The organism is Flavobacterium sp. TN-1 (assembly GCF_052828645.1).
Window position 1 is genome coordinate 3,083,805 of sequence record NZ_CM128253.1, and the last position, 16,517, is coordinate 3,100,321.

Genomic DNA, 16,517 nt, shown 5'->3' on the forward strand with positions numbered 1-16,517 from the left:
ATTAAAATGATAATCTATTTTATTTAATCTTTGATGCTAATAAATAAATCACCGCCATACGAACTGCTACTCCATTTTCAACCTGATTTAAAATAACTGATTGTTTAGAATCAGCTACATCGCTGGTAATTTCAACTCCCCTATTAATTGGCCCTGGGTGCATGATTATTATTTCTTTATTCAGATCATCTAAAAACTCTTTATTCACACCATATTGCATACTATACTCACGAGTCGAAGGAAAATAACTAATATCCAAACGTTCGTTTTGTACACGCAACATATTAGCCACATCGCACCATTCTAATGCTTTTCTTAAATTTGGTTCCACCTCTACTCCTAATTCACGAATGTATCGTGGGATTAAAGTGTTTGGCCCACAAACCTTCACTTGCGCTCCTAATTTTTGCAAAGAATAGATATTAGACAATGCCACACGCGAATGCAGAATATCCCCTACAATCACTACTTTTTTGCCCGCAACATCTCCTAAACGCTCACGAATTGTGTAAGCATCTAACAAGGCTTGTGTGGGATGCTCATGCGCCCCATCACCGGCATTTACAATACTTGCTTTTACATTTTTAGACAAAAAAACAGCTGCTCCAGGAGAAGAATGACGCATCACCACCATATCTACTTTCATAGCTAAAATATTATTCACCGTATCAATCAGCGTTTCCCCTTTGGTTACCGATGAACTCGAAGCTGCAAAATTTACCACATCAGCCGATAATCTTTTTTGGGCTAATTCAAAAGAAAGCTTGGTGCGCGTACTATTTTCAAAAAAGATATTGGCTATCGTAATATCACGTAACGAAGGCACTTTTTTTATCGGACGATTAATCACTTCTTTAAAATGGTCAGCTGTTTCAAAAATCAACTGAATATCTTCTTCTGTAATATATTTTATTCCTAAAAGGTGATTTACACTTAACTCCTTCATTTTATTTGGTAATTATTTCAACTGAATCTTCTCCGTGGATTTCTTGCCACTTTACTACTACTTTTTCATTATTAATCGCATCTACTTGACGACCTCTATAATCAGGCTGTATAGGCAAATGACGACTAAAACGACGGTCTATCAACACTAACAATTCCACCTCTACAGGGCGACCAAAAGATTGCATCGCTTGTAGAGCGGCATTGATACTTCTACCAGTATACAAAACATCGTCGATAAAAATGACTTTTTTGCCTTCAATCAAGAAATCGATTTGTGTTTTGTTAGCTTCCAAAGTTTCGCCACGACGGAAATCGTCACGGAAAAAAGTAATATCTAAGAATCCTAAGGGAATATTTTTCACTTGATATTCTTGTTCAAGTACTTGAACCAAACGTTTCGCTAAATAAGTTCCTCTGGGCTGAATACCGATTAAAACGGTTTGAGAAAAATCGAGATGGTTCTCGATAAGCTGACAAGCCAAACGATGCAGTATAATATTTACTTCTTTAGAAGTAAGGAGCGTTTTATGACTCATATTGTGTTATTTCGTTTGGAGTGTAAATTTATGCTTTTTATTTTATTAAACCATATAAGTCCCTTAAGAAATTGAAACACATAAAAAGTAAAAGAGAGCTTTCAAAAAGCAAAACCACGAATTCACAACAAGCGTACACTTCGTGAATTCGTGGCTTAAAATCTTTTTAGCTTGTTATTGCTTTACAAACTTCGTATGACTTGTTCCTTTATCAGAGTTAATTTTTATAAAATAATTACCCGAAGTCAAACCAGAAACATCAACATTTTTGACATTTTTAGCATTAGGAACTACTAATACTAATTGTCCAAGAGCATTATAAACCTGAACCGAATACAGTTCAATATCAGATTTTGTATCTATAGTTACATTCGAAGAAGCAGGATTTGGATACAAATTAAAATAAGTTTCAAACTCAAAATCCTGATTAGCTAAAGCAGCAATAGTTGTCGTAGCCGTATTTGTGGTAATTGGGAAATTGTAATCAAAATAAATATTGGCGTTTTTAGAAAAAGTATCACCTGCAACTAAGGATGCTTTAGTTTTTATTTTGAAAGACACATAACCATCATTGGTTGCATCATCAAACGGAAGATTAATATTTTCAAAAATAAATTCTACTTTATCCCCATTGACTCTAGTAGTAAAATCATGACTTCCTTTGATTGGAATGATTGAGTTTACATCATATTTAGCATTATCCACCCCGTCTTTTACCACAATATTTGTTGCATTAGCACTACCTGTATTTTCAAAACGAATCATATAATGCACATAATCACCAATTTTAGATGTTGATACTTTTGCCCCTTCTAAGCAAGTGATATCATTTGGATCAAATGAATTAACAACAGTTTGATTTAAGGTAAATGTATTATCGCTAGGTAATTCATCAGTATTCGCAGATGTAATAGTTGCAGTATAAATTAAAACATCACCACCATTTACTGCTGGAGTTTCCATGGGAGAATTCATATTGAAAACTAAATCAATCGTTCTGGTTTCAAAAGGTTGCAAATTACTGTAATTCCAAGTAAATTGGTTAGTCGCTTGACTATTGAAAACTGGACTTAAAGAAACATAATCCATTTTAGCATCATCAAAAGTTAAATTTACACTGCCATTTTCAACTTGGTTTCCTTTATTTTTATATATAATTTTATACTTAACATCAAATCCAGGTCTTGCAGCTTCGACAGGGATGACTGAAACTTCTACATCAGAATGAGTGCCATTAGGTGTTACACAAAAATCTTGTGTAAACGGACTAGCTTGTGTTGGGAAAGTCACAGTAGTACTTGCTGGAGAAACGTTAAAATATGTTGAGTTTTCTATAACTGGAGTAATTGTATGTGTTCCTGCTTGTACAGGAATTGAATAATTTCCAGTAGCATTAGAAATGAAACTACCAGTAATTGTTCCATTTGAAATATTGAATTTTAAATTTGCTAAATTTAAATCAGAAGCTTCACAACCATTATTATCAACATCTAACTTAGTTTGGCCATTTATTGTGTAAAAAGTTCCACCAGGAGTAAATGAACAATATGAATTTACATGGCAATTTTGATAACCGTAATAATTAATCATTGCTCTAAATCCATCAACATAAACATCATCAGCGCATATGTAATTTAAATTTGGATTATCATTAAAACCACTAATCCTTAAATCAGGATTACCATTTTTAATATATAAACTTGTTAATTTATTATAACTAACATCAAATTTATTTAAATAATAATTTCTATTAAAATCCAAAGTTGACAATTGATTGTAACTACAATATAAGGAGTATAATTTATAATTATCAGCAAGTTCCAAACTTTTTAATTGATTAGCACTACAATTCAAATCACACAACAATACATTTTTATTCAAAAAAAGATTCATCAATTGATTATTACTGCAATTTAAAGAAGCTAATGATACATTATTATTTAAATCAAGATTTCTCAATTGATTATTACTGCAATTTAAAGAAGCTAATGATACATTATTATTTAAATCAAGGTTTGTCAATTGATTATTACTGCAATTTAAAGTAGTTAATGATAAATTATTATTTAAATCAAGATTCGTTAATTGATTACCACCACAAAATAAGCTTGACAAAGCAATATTAGCACTTAAATCTATTGACGATAAATGGTTTGATGAAAGGAACAAACTTTTGATATTCGTAAAATTATTTATATCTACAGAAGTAAGATTATTTGCTGAATAATTTAATTTATCTAGACTTAATCCGTTTAAATTTAATGATGAAATATGATTGTTAGAACAAATTAAATTGTGAAGTGTATTTAACATACTCAAATCTAATGTTGACAGATTATTTGAAGCACAATTTAAATACAAAATATCAGTTACTCCTGTTAAATCTAATGTCGTAAATTGATTATTATAACAATTGATTGAATCCATATTTCCTATTCCGTCTAGATTAATAGAAGTTAATTTATTGTATTCGCAATGCATTATTTCTAAGTTAATTAAATTCGATACATCTAATGTTGAAAGTTGATTATACGAACAAATTAGTATCTCCAAATTATTCAATCCGGAAACATTTATATTCTTTAATCTATTAGAATTACAATTTAAATATTTCAAATTTTTTAAAGTTGAAACATTTAAATTTGTTAATTGATTTAACCTACATCGCAAATAAACCAAACTAGTAAAATTCTCAATTCCAGTTAAATCTACAATAGATGCTTTTGAAATATCTAACCATTTTACTGCTCGTGCTTCGTTCATATCAATAGCTCCATCATAATTAGTATCAATTCGTTCATAGGAAGAAGGAATCCAGCTTTGATAAGCTGCGATATAAATTGGTTCTTCTGTTGATGCAATTTTATTACTTGGACCTGCTGCCAACAATCTAGCTTTAAAATTAGCATCAGGAATATTAATAATCTGCGCATTAACACTAAGAAAAGAAACAAGCATTATAAGTAAAAAGTAGATTTTTTTCATTTGAAATATGGAAAAATTTAGTGGTGCAAAAATAACAAAAAAAGCCTCACATTTCTGTGAGGCTTTTACTATTTAGAGTCAGGAAATATTATTTCTCTCCTCTTTCCATTTTAGCTTTTAATTCAGCTAAAGCGTCGATATCACCTAAAGTTGATTTCTCAGCTTGAGTAGAAGTAGTTTTAGTTTCAGCTTCTTTAACTACTTTTTCTTCTTCTTCACGGAAGATAGCTGTGTGAGACGCTACTACTCTTTTGAATTCTTTGTTGAATTCAATTACTTTGAAGTCAGCTGTATCACCTTTTTTCAATTTTTTACCATCTTCTTTTTCTAAATGACGCGTTGGAATGAAAGCAACTACATCATCACCGAAATCTACAGTTGCACCTTTGTCAACCATTTCAGAGATAGTTCCGTTGTGAACTGTACCTACAGCGAAAGCATCTTCGTGTTTATCCCATGGATTAGCAGTAGTTTGTTTGTGACCTAAAGACAATTTACGTGCATCAACATCTAATTCTAATACAACAACATCTAATTTATCACCTACGTTAACAAATTCTGATGGGTGTTTGATTTTCTTAGTCCATGATAAGTCAGAAATATATACTAAACCATCAATACCTTCTTCTAATTCTACGAAGATACCAAAGTTAGTGAAGTTTCTTACTGTTCCTGTATGCTTAGAACCTACTGGATATTTAGCAGTAATATCTGTCCAAGGATCATTTGTTAATTGCTTGATACCTAAAGACATTTTTCTTTCTTCTCTATCTAAAGTTAAGATAACTGCCTCTACTTCATCACCAATTTTCACGAAATCTTGAGCTGAACGTAAGTGCGTAGACCAAGACATTTCAGAAACGTGAATTAAACCTTCAACACCTTCAGCCACTTCGATAAAAGCACCGTAATCAGCTAAAACAACTACTTTACCTTTAACTTTATCACCAACGTTTAAGTTAGCATCTAAAGCATCCCAAGGGTGAGCGTTTAATTGTTTTAAACCTAATTGGATACGAGTTTTCTCATCATCAAAGTCTAAGATAACTACGTTTAATTTTTGGTCTAATTCTAATACTTCAGATGGATGGTTGATTCTTGACCAAGATAAGTCAGTAATGTGGATTAATCCATCTACACCTCCTAAGTCAATGAATACACCGTAAGAAGTAATGTTTTTAACAACACCTTCTAATACTTGACCTTTTTCTAATTGACCAATGATTTCTTTCTTCTGAACTTCAATATCAGCTTCGATAAGTGCTTTATGAGAAACAACAACGTTTTTGAATTCGTGGTTAATTTTTACCACTTTGAATTCCATCATTTTGTTTACATACTGATCGTAGTCACGGATAGGCTTCACATCAATTTGAGAACCTGGTAAGAAAGCTTCAATACCAAATACATCAACGATCATACCACCTTTAGTTCTGCATTTCACAAAACCATTAACGATTTCACCAGACTCGTTAGCAGCGATAACTCTATCCCATGCTTTGATTGTTCTAGCTTTTTTATGAGATAATACTAATTGACCTGATTTATCTTCACGAATATCAATTAATACTTCTACTTTATCTCCTACTTTTAAGTTAGGATTATAACGGAACTCGTTTAAAGAAATAACACCTTCAGATTTTGCATTAATATCAACGATTGCATCTCTTTCAGTAATTCTAACAACAACACCTTCTACTACTTCTTCAGCACCTGTAGAAATGAAGGTTTTTGCTACTAAATCTTCAAACTCTTGTAAATTTTTAGCATCTACTGCGTCAATACCTTCAGCATAGTTATGCCAGTTAAAATCTGCTAAAAATTGTTCTTGTTCTTTTGTAATTTCAGACATGATCTGATTTTTAAAATTTGTATTCTGTCTCTTCGGTGTTTCATTAAGCAGTAAAAAACAGAAGCGTTTTACATATAATTACTTGAATTCCTTTTAGATACACCTACCGCTAAAAGGTTTGCAAAATTACACATAATTAATTAATTAACAAAAGTTTTTTCTTTTTATAAACAAAAAAGCCGATTTTATTAAAAATCGGCTTTTAAAATAATTTATTTTTTTTAGTGCGAGAAGGATTCTACATCTTTAGGATTATGTTTGTGCTTGAATAAAAAAGCAAAAGCAATTGCTATAATTAACGCATATATAGCAAAAGAAAACCAAATATTATGCCAATCTCTTTGTCCATTGATTGTAAAATAAGCATCTATTACCTTACCACTAATTAACCCTCCAAAGAAAGATCCAAAACCATTTGTCATCATCATAAATAATCCTTGTGCAGAAGAACGAATAGAGGAGTCTGTTGTTGTTTCTACAAATAAAGAGCCTGAAATATTAAAGAAATCAAACGCCATCCCGTATACAATACACGATAAAATAATCATCCATAATCCGCTTGCGGGATTTCCATAAGCAAACAATCCAAAACGTAACACCCATGCTAACATAGAAATTAGCATTACTTGTTTAATACCAAAACGTTTTAGAAAAAAAGGAATAGCTAATATAAATAATGTTTCTGAAATTTGAGAAATAGACATTATTAGGGTCGAGTTTTTAACTATTAAACTATCTGCATATTGAGGCATATTTCCAAATTCTGACAAAAACACATCTCCGTACATATTAGTCAATTGTAATGCTCCTCCTAAAAACATAGAAAAAACAAAAAACAATGCCATTTTATAAGTTCCAAATAATTTAAACGAGTCTAAACCTAATTTTTTAGATAATGTAGCATTTTCATCAATTAAGTTTTGAGGTTTACAAGCTGGTAGAGTAAATGAATACACTCCCAAAACTAGAGCTGTTAAGGCTGAAATATAAAACATATTAGCAGATGCTTTATTTCCTGTTAAATTAGTAGCCCACATGGCCAAAATAAACCCTACAGTACCCCATACACGAATAGGAGGAAATACCTTAACTACATCGAAATCATTTTCTTTTAAAATTGTATATGCTACAGAATTGGATAGGGAAATAGTAGGCATATAACACATCATTGCAGCAAAAATAACCCAATAAAAAGTGGTTGGATTATCTACTTGTGGAAGATAGGCTACACACAATCCTCCTAATATATGAAGTATTCCGTATAATCTTTCAGCATTCATCCATTTATCAGCCACAATTCCTGTAATAGCTGGCATAATAATAGAAGATATTCCAAGTGTTGAAAAAATGGCTCCAAACTCCGCTCCGCTCCATTGTTTGGTTCCAAACCAGTAATTCCCAACTGTAATTAACCAAGCTCCCCACACAAAAAACTGTAAAAAGCTCATTAGGGTTAGTCTAATTTTTATATTCATACGTTTTGATTTGGTTATTATATTCTAAAAAGCGAGTAAATCTATGAAAAAATCAGTACTTTGTGACGATTCTATAAAAAAATATCGACTTTTTTTACATTTTCTCTTTAATAATTTTCATAACCCATTCAAATTGTTCTTCTCGTGTTAATTCTGAATTATCAATTTCTATTGCATCATTTGCTTTAACTAAAGGCGAATCTTTACGTGTAGTATCAATATGATCTCGTTGTAATACATTTTCTAACACTTGATTATAAGAAACGATTTGTCCTTTTTCAGTCAGTTCATCAAAACGACGTTGTGCACGAACATTTGCTCTGGAAGTCATAAATAATTTAACTTCTGCATCTGGAAAAACAACAGTTCCTATATCACGGCCATCCATTACTACTCCTTTATCAACTCCCATTTGTTTTTGTTGGTTTACTAACATAGTCCTAATTTCTGATATTTCTGCAATTTTACTCACATAGTTAGAGACTTCTAATGTGCGTATTTCTTTTTCTATATTAGTTCCATCTAAGTGTATTTCTGCAAATCCAAGACTTGGATTAAACTGGAAAGTTAAATTTAACGTTGGTAAAAGCTTTATTAATTGCTTAACATCAATTTCTGACTTATCAATTAAATTATGTTTCATAGCAAAATAAGTTACGGCTCGGTACATAGCTCCCGTATCTACATAGACATATCCTAATTCTTTCGCTACTTGTTTAGCTAAAGTACTTTTTCCTGTAGAGGAAAATCCATCAATTGCAATTGTAATTTTTTTCAATTTTTAAAGATTTATAGTTAATCCAAACATCGAAGTATTGGATGCTAAAGTGTATCTTGCGTAAGAATAATCAAAACGAAATTTAGAAAAACGGATGCCTATCCCTGCTGAAAATCCGGCAAAAGTGCGCTGTTCTAATATTTTAAGTTCGGCTGCTCTTCTAAAATTATAACTTATTCTAAAATTAATCCCTTTATCTGGTAAAATTTCAGCACCTAAGATTACGTGACGTATGGCATTTCCTAAAAAACCAACTTTTTCTTCTTTTAGTGTTCCGTCTAGAGTTTGCTCGCTTCTTGCGGGATTAGAGAATGCTAATTGCCATTTTTGTAAATTATCTAATGTTAGATGCCAACGTATTGGTAAATGTTCTAATTTTTGAGAAACTCCTAGCATTATTTCAAATGGTAAGTTTTCCTGTATTCCATTATAGGTTTTTATCTGGGTGCCAAAATTTTTGATTAATAGAGCGTAGTTAACAGATTTTTGCTCATCTAAATAAGTAACTCCAATATCAGTAGCTATTCCAAATGACTGATAATTTTCTAAAGAAGATGCTATTAATTTAGCATTTGTTCCTAAATACCAATCGCTTCTAGGAATATTATATGCGTAACCTAAAGACATAGCTAATTCGTTAGCAGTAAAATTACCCGTTTGAGTACCTAACTCGTCTCTTCCATCAAATTTACCATAGTTAATATAGGATATTCCCCCATGAATTGTTTGAACGTGTCTATCATAGGTCAAGGCATAAGATGCTGTTCCATAATTTATATCCCCTAAATAGCTACCGTAATTAACCGCTAACTTTCCATCCATTTCTTGATTGATAGAGGCTGGATTCAAGATAGGCTGATTTACATCGTTATCGTATATCGTAATCGCTTTACCTCCTAAGGCTGCTTGCCTAGGGGATATACTTAAATTTAAAAAACGATATATACTATTCCCTCCTATTTGTGAATAGATAGAAAAGGAATAAATATAAGCTAAGAATAGGAGTTTAGATCGCATCAAAATTTGCGTTAATTAAATATTTATAACGCAGGGGCTAAGATATTATTTTTTCATGAGACTGTCCAAAAAGTTCGCAATCTTGTTATTTCGATCAAAGGGAGAAATCACATAATATTGATTATGAGACTTCTCTTAACGTTGGAGTGACAAACCGCATGTTTATTTATTACTTTTTGGACAGTCTTATTTTATAATGTTTTTGGATTTTTTACTTTTTCTTTTGTTATTGCTATTTCGAGTACTTCGCTCATTTCACTTACATAATGAAAAGTCAATCCTTCTAAATAATCTGGATTAATTTCATCTATATCTCTTTTATTTTCTACGCATAAGATGATTTCCTTAATTTTAGCTCGCTTAGCGGCTAGTATTTTTTCTTTTATTCCTCCTACTGGCAATACTTTTCCTCTTAGGGTTATTTCACCTGTCATTGCCAATTGTTTTTTAACTCTTTTTTGTGTTAATAAAGAAACTAAAGAAGTTAACATAGCTATACCTGCGCTTGGTCCGTCCTTAGGAGTAGCACCTTCTGGGATATGTACGTGAATATTATATTTAGTAAAAATTTCGGTATCTATGCCTAAACTACTTGTATTAGCTTTTACATATTCCATGGCAATTGTAATGGATTCTTTCATTACAGTTCCTATATTTCCTGTAAAAGTGAGTCCTCCTTTACCTGCTGAGATAATTGATTCGATAAATAAAATATCTCCTCCTACACTAGTCCATGCTAAACCTGTAACAACTCCTGCGGTTTCATTATTTTCATATTTATCACGTTCCATACGAGGAGCACCTAATACTTTTACAACATCTTCATCTGTAGCTTTTATATTGTACTCTTCTTCCATAGCTACTGATTTTGCCGCATTACGAACCATCTGTGCTATTTTTTTCTCTAAACCGCGTACACCTGATTCACGCGTATAACCTTCTACTATTTTTTCTATTTGTTTTTTACCTATAGAAAATTGTTTGGTATTTAGTCCATGATCTTTTATTTGTTTGGGAACTAAATGTTGTTTTGCTATTTCAATTTTTTCTTCAACGGTGTATCCTGTCATGGTTATAATTTCCATACGATCTCTGAGAGCGGGTTGCACGGCTGAAATATTATTAGAGGTAGCAATAAACATAATTTTAGATAGATCAAAACCCATTTCTAAGAAATTATCGTAAAATTCCTTATTTTGTTCTGGATCTAGTGCTTCTAATAAGGCAGATGATGGATCTCCACTATGGCTACTTGACAATTTATCAATTTCATCTAAAATAAAAACAGGGTTTGATGATTTTACTTTTTTTAAATTTTGTAAAATACGTCCAGGCATTGCTCCTATGTATGTTTTTCTATGCCCTCTAATTTCAGCTTCATCACGTAAACCACCTAAAGACATACGGACATATTCACGACCTAATGCTTCTGCTATAGAACGTCCAATAGAGGTTTTACCTACTCCTGGAGGTCCTGTAAAACATAATATAGGAGATTTCATATCATTTCGTAATTTTAAAACAGCTAGATGTTCTATTATACGTTTTTTAATCTCTTCCATACCATAATGATCACGATCTAATATGGTTTGCGCTCTTTTTAAGTCAAACTTATCTTTAGTATATTCGTTCCAAGGTAATTCTAAGAAAAGTTCTAAATAATTTCGTTGAATACTAAAATCAGGAGAATTAGGATTCGTTCTTTGTAATTTTTGTAATTCTTTTTCAAAATGCTCGCCTACTTTTTTCTTCCATTTTTTGACTTTTGCTTTTTTGCGCATTTCTTCTATTTCTTGCTCAGTAGAATTTCCTCCTAATTCTTCTTGTATGGTTTTCATTTGTTGTTGCAAGAAATATTCGCGCTGTTGCTGGTCTAAATCAAAACGAACTTTTGATTGAATATCGTTCTTCAATTCTAATTTTTGAAGTTCAATATTCATGTGTTTTAATGTTTCTAGTGCGCGTTCTTTTAGCTCATCTATTTCTAATAGCTTTTGCTTTTCTTCTGCTGTTAGATTCATATTAGAGGAAACAAAACTTACTAGAAAAGGATCACTTTCTATATTTTTTATGGCAAAAGTAGCTTCCGTAGGAATGTTAGGACTTTCTTTTATTATTTGAATTGCTAGCTCGCGTATTGAATCTATAATAGCATTTAATTCATCATCTGTTTGAACAGGACGAATCTCGGGTACTTCTTTTATAGTAGCTCGTATGTAAGGTTCTGTTGTAGTTACAGCATCTATTTCAAAGCGTTTTTTACCTTGTAAAATGACGGTAATATTACCATCTGGCATTTTTAATATTTTTAAAATACGTGCTACAGTACCTACTTTATTAATCTGATCTTCTGTAGGATCTTCATCTTCTTCGCTTTTTTGCGAAACAACACCTATGATTTTATCAAGACTATTTGCGTCATTCAATAATTTTATTGATTTATCTCTACCTGCGGTAATAGGAATAACTACTCCTGGAAAAAGTACCGTATTACGCAAAGGTAGGATCGGTAAATCTACAGGTAGACTTTCTTTATTCATTTCTTCCTCATCTTCTGGTGTTAGAAGAGGGATTAATTCTGCTTCATGATCTATTTCCTGAAGTGACATGTTGTCAAGTGTAATGATTTTTTGTTGTGACATATCGTAAACTAAGCCATTTTGACATTAAAAAAATTTTATCTGTTTTGTCTTTATTATTGTAAACAGTATAAAAAACATTGATTTACAAAGCCCTAAACACATATTGGGTTTTGTAAGCCCGAGTAAACTTTCAAGGATTATGCCATTTCTTTTAAATACTTGAGTATTTATTTTTTGGTATTCTTAAAAGTAATAATAGGCCTATCATAAAAAAAACAGCTAAAAATAATACTGAATTTCTCATGGTACCTGTAATTTGATCTATAATACCATAAATAGACATTCCTATTACGATTCCTATTTTTTCCGTTACGTCATAAAAACTAAAATAAGAAGCGGTATCTGTAGTTTCTGGTAAAAATTTAGAATAAGTAGAACGGGCTAATGATTGAATTCCTCCCATTACCAATCCTACAAATCCTGCTGTTCCATAAAATTGAACGGGTGTTTTTACATAAAAAGCAACTATACACAAAATAGCCCAACATGCGTTTAAAAAAATCAATACCTTAATATTTCCTAATTTACGTGAAGCTCTAGATGTTAAATAAGCCCCTATAATTGCTACTAATTGAATCAATAAAATACTTATAATTAATCCAGATGTTTTTTGGCTATCTGTTTTCCAAGTAATTTCTTCTGCTCCAAAATAGGTAGCTACTAACATTACCGTTTGAACAGCCATAATAAAAACAAAATAACTAGCTAAATAACGTTTTAATGCTAGATTTTTTTTTAATTCTTTCCAAACTAATTGCAATTCTCTGAAACCATCTAAAATCACGGCTCTTGTAACTCTATGTCCTGTACTAACTCCTTTGGGAAGATAATAATAGGTTATATGACTAAAAGCAATCCACCAAATACCTGTCATTACAAAAGAGTAACGCATCATTTCAATTGCTTTTTCATTAGAGTCTGCACTCATTACCATTCCTAGATTAACTAATAACAAAAGAGTACTTCCTAAATATCCCATAGAAAAACCGCGTGCGCTTACAGCGTCTTGCTGTTCTGGGTAAGCTATATCGGGTAAATAGGAATTATAAAATACCAAACTTCCCCAAAAACCTATTAATCCTAAAAGGTATATTGTAAAACTTAAAAAAAAGTTATCCGAATCAAACCAATACAACCCCATACATGCTATCCCTCCCATATAACAAAAGAAACGAAGAAATGCCATTTTATTTCCAACATAATCTGCTATTCCTGATAATATGGGCGAAATGAGTGCTACTATGACAAAAGCAATTGCTGTTACAAAAGAAATTACAGCGGTATCTTTAAAATGATATCCAAAAATATCAACAAAATGATTTCCTCTAATTTTAAAAATAGCACTATAGTAAATAGGAAAAATAGCAGAAGTTATAACTAAACTATATACTGAATTTGCCCAATCATAAAAAGCCCAAGCATTTAACAACTTTTTATCTCCTTTTTGAAGTGGTTGCATTTTTTTTTGATTTAGATTAAAAAAATAAAAGCCCCTTTCGGGGCTCCTAAAGTAGTCTTTTTTATTTAAATACAACACCAAATTTAGCGGCTTCTACTTTTACATTAGGAATCCACTGCTTTAGATTTGTAATACGAGTTTCGTTGCTAGGGTGCGTACTCATAAATTCAGGAGGTGCTTGTCCTCCTGCTTTTGCCGACATACGTTCCCAAACATATACTGCATTTTCAGGATTATAACCTGCAATGGCCATAAGTAACAGTCCTATTTGATCTGCTTCTGATTCATGTGATCTACTAAAAGGCAACATTCCTCCTACTTGAGAAGCTAATCCGTAATATTGCATAAACTCAGCTTGTTGTTGTTGTGATTTACTACTTGTAGCAATAGCAACCCCTATAGTTCCTGCTTGTTGTAATAAACCTGCGCTCATGCGTTGTTGTCCATGATTAGCAAGTGCATGTGCCACTTCGTGCCCCATAACTGCTGCCATTCCTGCTTCATCTTTAGTAATAGGTAAAATACCTGTATAAACTACTATTTTACCTCCTGGCATACACCAAGCATTTACCTCTTTGCTATCAACTAAATTGTATTCCCATGCGTAATTTTTTAAATAGGTTGAATTCCCATTTGCATTTAACCATCTTTCCGCTGCTGTTTTAATTTTTATTCCAACATTTTCTACACGTTTTGCATCTGCCGTTCCTTTTAGAACTTTATTTTCAGACAAAAACTGATTGTATTGCTGAAAAGCGGTTGGAAAAATTTGACTATCAGGCACTAATGCCATCGTGCTTTTTCCTGTAAAAGGATTTTTAGCACATCCTATTATGAGACATAAAATACCAAATCCGAGTACAATTATTTTTTTCATTATTTCTTTTTTAAAAAAGTAAAATTACATTTTTTTAAAAAGTCATTCTCATAAAATAAGTAGAAATTCATCTATAAATACTTCTTTTAAATCAAATTCTTTATTTAAACATCATCTTAAACCATTTTTTTTATTTATCATGAAAAATTTTCAAGAAAAAACAAATAAAATAATTATTTATTTCTTATTATTTTTTCATACAATAATTCATTTATATACTCTCTAATTAAATAGATAAATTAATAAGAATATATAATTAGAATTAAATAAAACAGAGTTACATTAGTCCATTTTAACTCAAATTCTATATATTTTTCTAATTTATTATATTTTTTTCAGTTATTCTCAAAAAAATCCCATTTAAAATTTCAATAAAAAACAGGAATAGCAATGCTTATATATTTTTAACATCTATATTTATGATTCATTAATTTGTATTAATTTAGCTTTAAAAAATTACTCTATTTTGAAGAAGAAAAAACAAAATGGTATTACTGTACCTAAGATAATTATTTATACAGCAAAAGGATTCTCTCTTTTTTCTAAAAAGTTAACTGCAAAATTTTGTATTCATTTATTTACAACCCCTACAAAGCATAAAACACCTAAGAGAGAATGGGAAATGGTAAAAAAATCACGAAAAGAATCTCTTTTTATTCCGAAGATAAACAAACCAATAGTAGTTTACCATTATGGAAATAGTCCGAGAAAAGTTTTATTAGTTCATGGTTGGTCAGGAAGAGGCACTCAACTTTTTAAAATAGCTGACGAATTATTAAAAATGGGATATTCTACAATTAGTTATGATGCTCCAGGGCATGGAGAATCAAAATCAAGTTCTACATTAATAACTGATTTTATAGCCTGTAACTTTGAGCTAGAAAAACAATTTGGACCATTTGATTATGCTGTTGGTCATTCTTTAGGAGGTATGTCTTTACTTAATTCTGTAAAAAGAGGGTTAAAAATAAAAAAAATGGTTACAATTGGAGCTGCAGACAGAATTATTGATATTTTACATTCTTTTGTTAAGCAATTAGAATTAAAGCCAGAAATTGCAGAACTCATGAAACAAAAATTTGAAACTAATTTTGGAAAATCTATAGATAATTATGATGCGGCTGGTGCAGCCAAACAAGTCACAATACCTACCTTAGTAATACACGACAAAGATGATTATGAAGTTCCTATTATTTGCGGACAAACTATTTACAATCAACTGCCTGATGGTTTTCTTATAGAAACCGAAAAATTAGGTCATAGAAAAATACTAGGAGATGATAATGTAATAAGAGAAACTGTATCGTTTTTAATTTAGTTTTTTTATTAGACACAAAAACAAACAGATTTTCAAATAAAACATACCTAAATAATATCATTATTTAGTCTCTTTACATCTTCTTTCTGGTCAATTTTCATTAAAAAAATAACGGATTAAACAAAAAATTAATACCTTGTTGTCTTTACAAAAAATTGGTTTGGTAAATTTGTTTTGCAAACTAAAAACCAAACCAATTCTTTGTTTTTTTCTTTATAATACCATTTAAACGTAAAATATACTGGATTAAAAAGTAAAATTCTCGATCTGTTTTTTTTCATTTTAAAACAACTCGAATATACGGTTGAGTATATAATTTAAATCATCATTAGTTCGAGTGCGAAGCGCATCGAGAACGAATACTAATTTTTATTGCTTTTGTAGGATAGTGCCTAAATCAGCATACAGTTTGTCACTCCGGTAAGGAGGAGTCTCATAATCAACATTATGTGATTTCTCCCTTTGGTCGAAATGAAAATTGTGAACTTTTTGGACAGTCTCAAGGTCAAAAAATAGTATTATGAGGAAATTTCAAAGTTTAAATAGTATAACAAGTAGTAGCAACTTGAATTAGTTATAAGAATACTATAGTTTTATTATATCTGTTTCGTTACCAGAAACACCTTACTC

General features: G+C 31.1%; 11 protein-coding genes. 1 reads left to right on the forward strand and 10 read right to left on the reverse strand.

Annotated features, from left to right (window positions below):
- Positions 1 to 19: 19 nt before the first annotated feature.
- The 10 genes from ACUXZJ_RS13915 to ACUXZJ_RS13960 all read right to left on the reverse strand — a co-directional run bounded on the left by ACUXZJ_RS13915 (position 20) and on the right by ACUXZJ_RS13960 (position 14,569).
- Complete coding sequence (locus tag ACUXZJ_RS13915; protein WP_060382561.1) at positions 20 to 946, reverse strand: aspartate carbamoyltransferase catalytic subunit; 927 nt, start codon at positions 944 to 946, stop codon at positions 20 to 22.
- Between the two features lies 1 nt (position 947).
- Complete coding sequence (gene pyrR / locus ACUXZJ_RS13920; protein WP_060382562.1) at positions 948 to 1,484, reverse strand: bifunctional pyr operon transcriptional regulator/uracil phosphoribosyltransferase PyrR; 537 nt, start codon at positions 1,482 to 1,484, stop codon at positions 948 to 950.
- Between the two features lie 174 nt (positions 1,485 to 1,658).
- The gene (locus tag ACUXZJ_RS13925) at positions 1,659 to 4,469 is read right to left on the reverse strand and encodes a DUF7619 domain-containing protein (protein WP_063743022.1); all 2,811 of its coding nucleotides are present in this window, start codon (positions 4,467 to 4,469) and stop codon (positions 1,659 to 1,661) included.
- A gap of 88 nt (positions 4,470 to 4,557) precedes the next feature.
- On the reverse strand, positions 4,558 to 6,321 hold the full coding sequence (rpsA, locus tag ACUXZJ_RS13930; RefSeq protein ID WP_060382563.1) for a 30S ribosomal protein S1: 1,764 nt from the start codon (positions 6,319 to 6,321) through the stop codon (positions 4,558 to 4,560).
- A gap of 221 nt (positions 6,322 to 6,542) precedes the next feature.
- Positions 6,543 to 7,796: a nucleoside permease gene (locus ACUXZJ_RS13935; protein ID WP_060382564.1), complete on the reverse strand. Its 1,254-nt coding sequence runs from the start codon at positions 7,794 to 7,796 to the stop codon at positions 6,543 to 6,545.
- A 94-nt stretch (positions 7,797 to 7,890) separates the two neighbouring features.
- Complete coding sequence (gene cmk, locus ACUXZJ_RS13940) at positions 7,891 to 8,574, reverse strand: (d)CMP kinase (protein WP_063743023.1); 684 nt, start codon at positions 8,572 to 8,574, stop codon at positions 7,891 to 7,893.
- Positions 8,575 to 8,577: 3 nt separating this feature from the next.
- Complete coding sequence (porQ, locus tag ACUXZJ_RS13945; protein WP_088419710.1) at positions 8,578 to 9,591, reverse strand: type IX secretion system protein PorQ; 1,014 nt, start codon at positions 9,589 to 9,591, stop codon at positions 8,578 to 8,580.
- Positions 9,592 to 9,782: 191 nt separating this feature from the next.
- Positions 9,783 to 12,233 carry an endopeptidase La gene (gene lon / locus ACUXZJ_RS13950; protein ID WP_063743024.1) on the reverse strand — a complete coding sequence of 817 codons (2,451 nt, stop codon included), beginning with the start codon at positions 12,231 to 12,233 and terminating at the stop codon, positions 9,783 to 9,785.
- Positions 12,234 to 12,384: 151 nt separating this feature from the next.
- Complete coding sequence (locus ACUXZJ_RS13955; RefSeq protein WP_063744135.1) at positions 12,385 to 13,692, reverse strand: MFS transporter; 1,308 nt, start codon at positions 13,690 to 13,692, stop codon at positions 12,385 to 12,387.
- Between the two features lie 61 nt (positions 13,693 to 13,753).
- On the reverse strand, positions 13,754 to 14,569 hold the full coding sequence (locus ACUXZJ_RS13960) for a M48 family metallopeptidase (protein WP_063743025.1): 816 nt from the start codon (positions 14,567 to 14,569) through the stop codon (positions 13,754 to 13,756).
- Between the two features lie 466 nt (positions 14,570 to 15,035).
- Between ACUXZJ_RS13960 and ACUXZJ_RS13965 the strand changes: the two genes are divergently transcribed.
- Complete coding sequence (locus ACUXZJ_RS13965; protein WP_060382569.1) at positions 15,036 to 15,887, forward strand: alpha/beta fold hydrolase; 852 nt, start codon at positions 15,036 to 15,038, stop codon at positions 15,885 to 15,887.
- Positions 15,888 to 16,517: the final 630 nt, after the last annotated feature.

Coding starts and splice junctions, on each gene's coding strand:
- ACUXZJ_RS13955 (WP_063744135.1), bottom strand. CDS start 13,692: ATGCAACCACTTCAAAAAGGAGATAAAAAGTTGTTAAATGCTTGGGCT.
- ACUXZJ_RS13915 (WP_060382561.1), bottom strand. CDS start 946: ATGAAGGAGTTAAGTGTAAATCACCTTTTAGGAATAAAATATATTACA.
- lon (WP_063743024.1), bottom strand. CDS start 12,233: ATGTCACAACAAAAAATCATTACACTTGACAACATGTCACTTCAGGAA.
- porQ (WP_088419710.1), bottom strand. CDS start 9,591: ATGCGATCTAAACTCCTATTCTTAGCTTATATTTATTCCTTTTCTATC.
- ACUXZJ_RS13935 (WP_060382564.1), bottom strand. CDS start 7,796: ATGAATATAAAAATTAGACTAACCCTAATGAGCTTTTTACAGTTTTTT.
- ACUXZJ_RS13925 (WP_063743022.1), bottom strand. CDS start 4,469: ATGAAAAAAATCTACTTTTTACTTATAATGCTTGTTTCTTTTCTTAGT.
- pyrR (WP_060382562.1), bottom strand. CDS start 1,484: ATGAGTCATAAAACGCTCCTTACTTCTAAAGAAGTAAATATTATACTG.
- ACUXZJ_RS13960 (WP_063743025.1), bottom strand. CDS start 14,569: ATGAAAAAAATAATTGTACTCGGATTTGGTATTTTATGTCTCATAATA.
- rpsA (WP_060382563.1), bottom strand. CDS start 6,321: ATGTCTGAAATTACAAAAGAACAAGAACAATTTTTAGCAGATTTTAAC.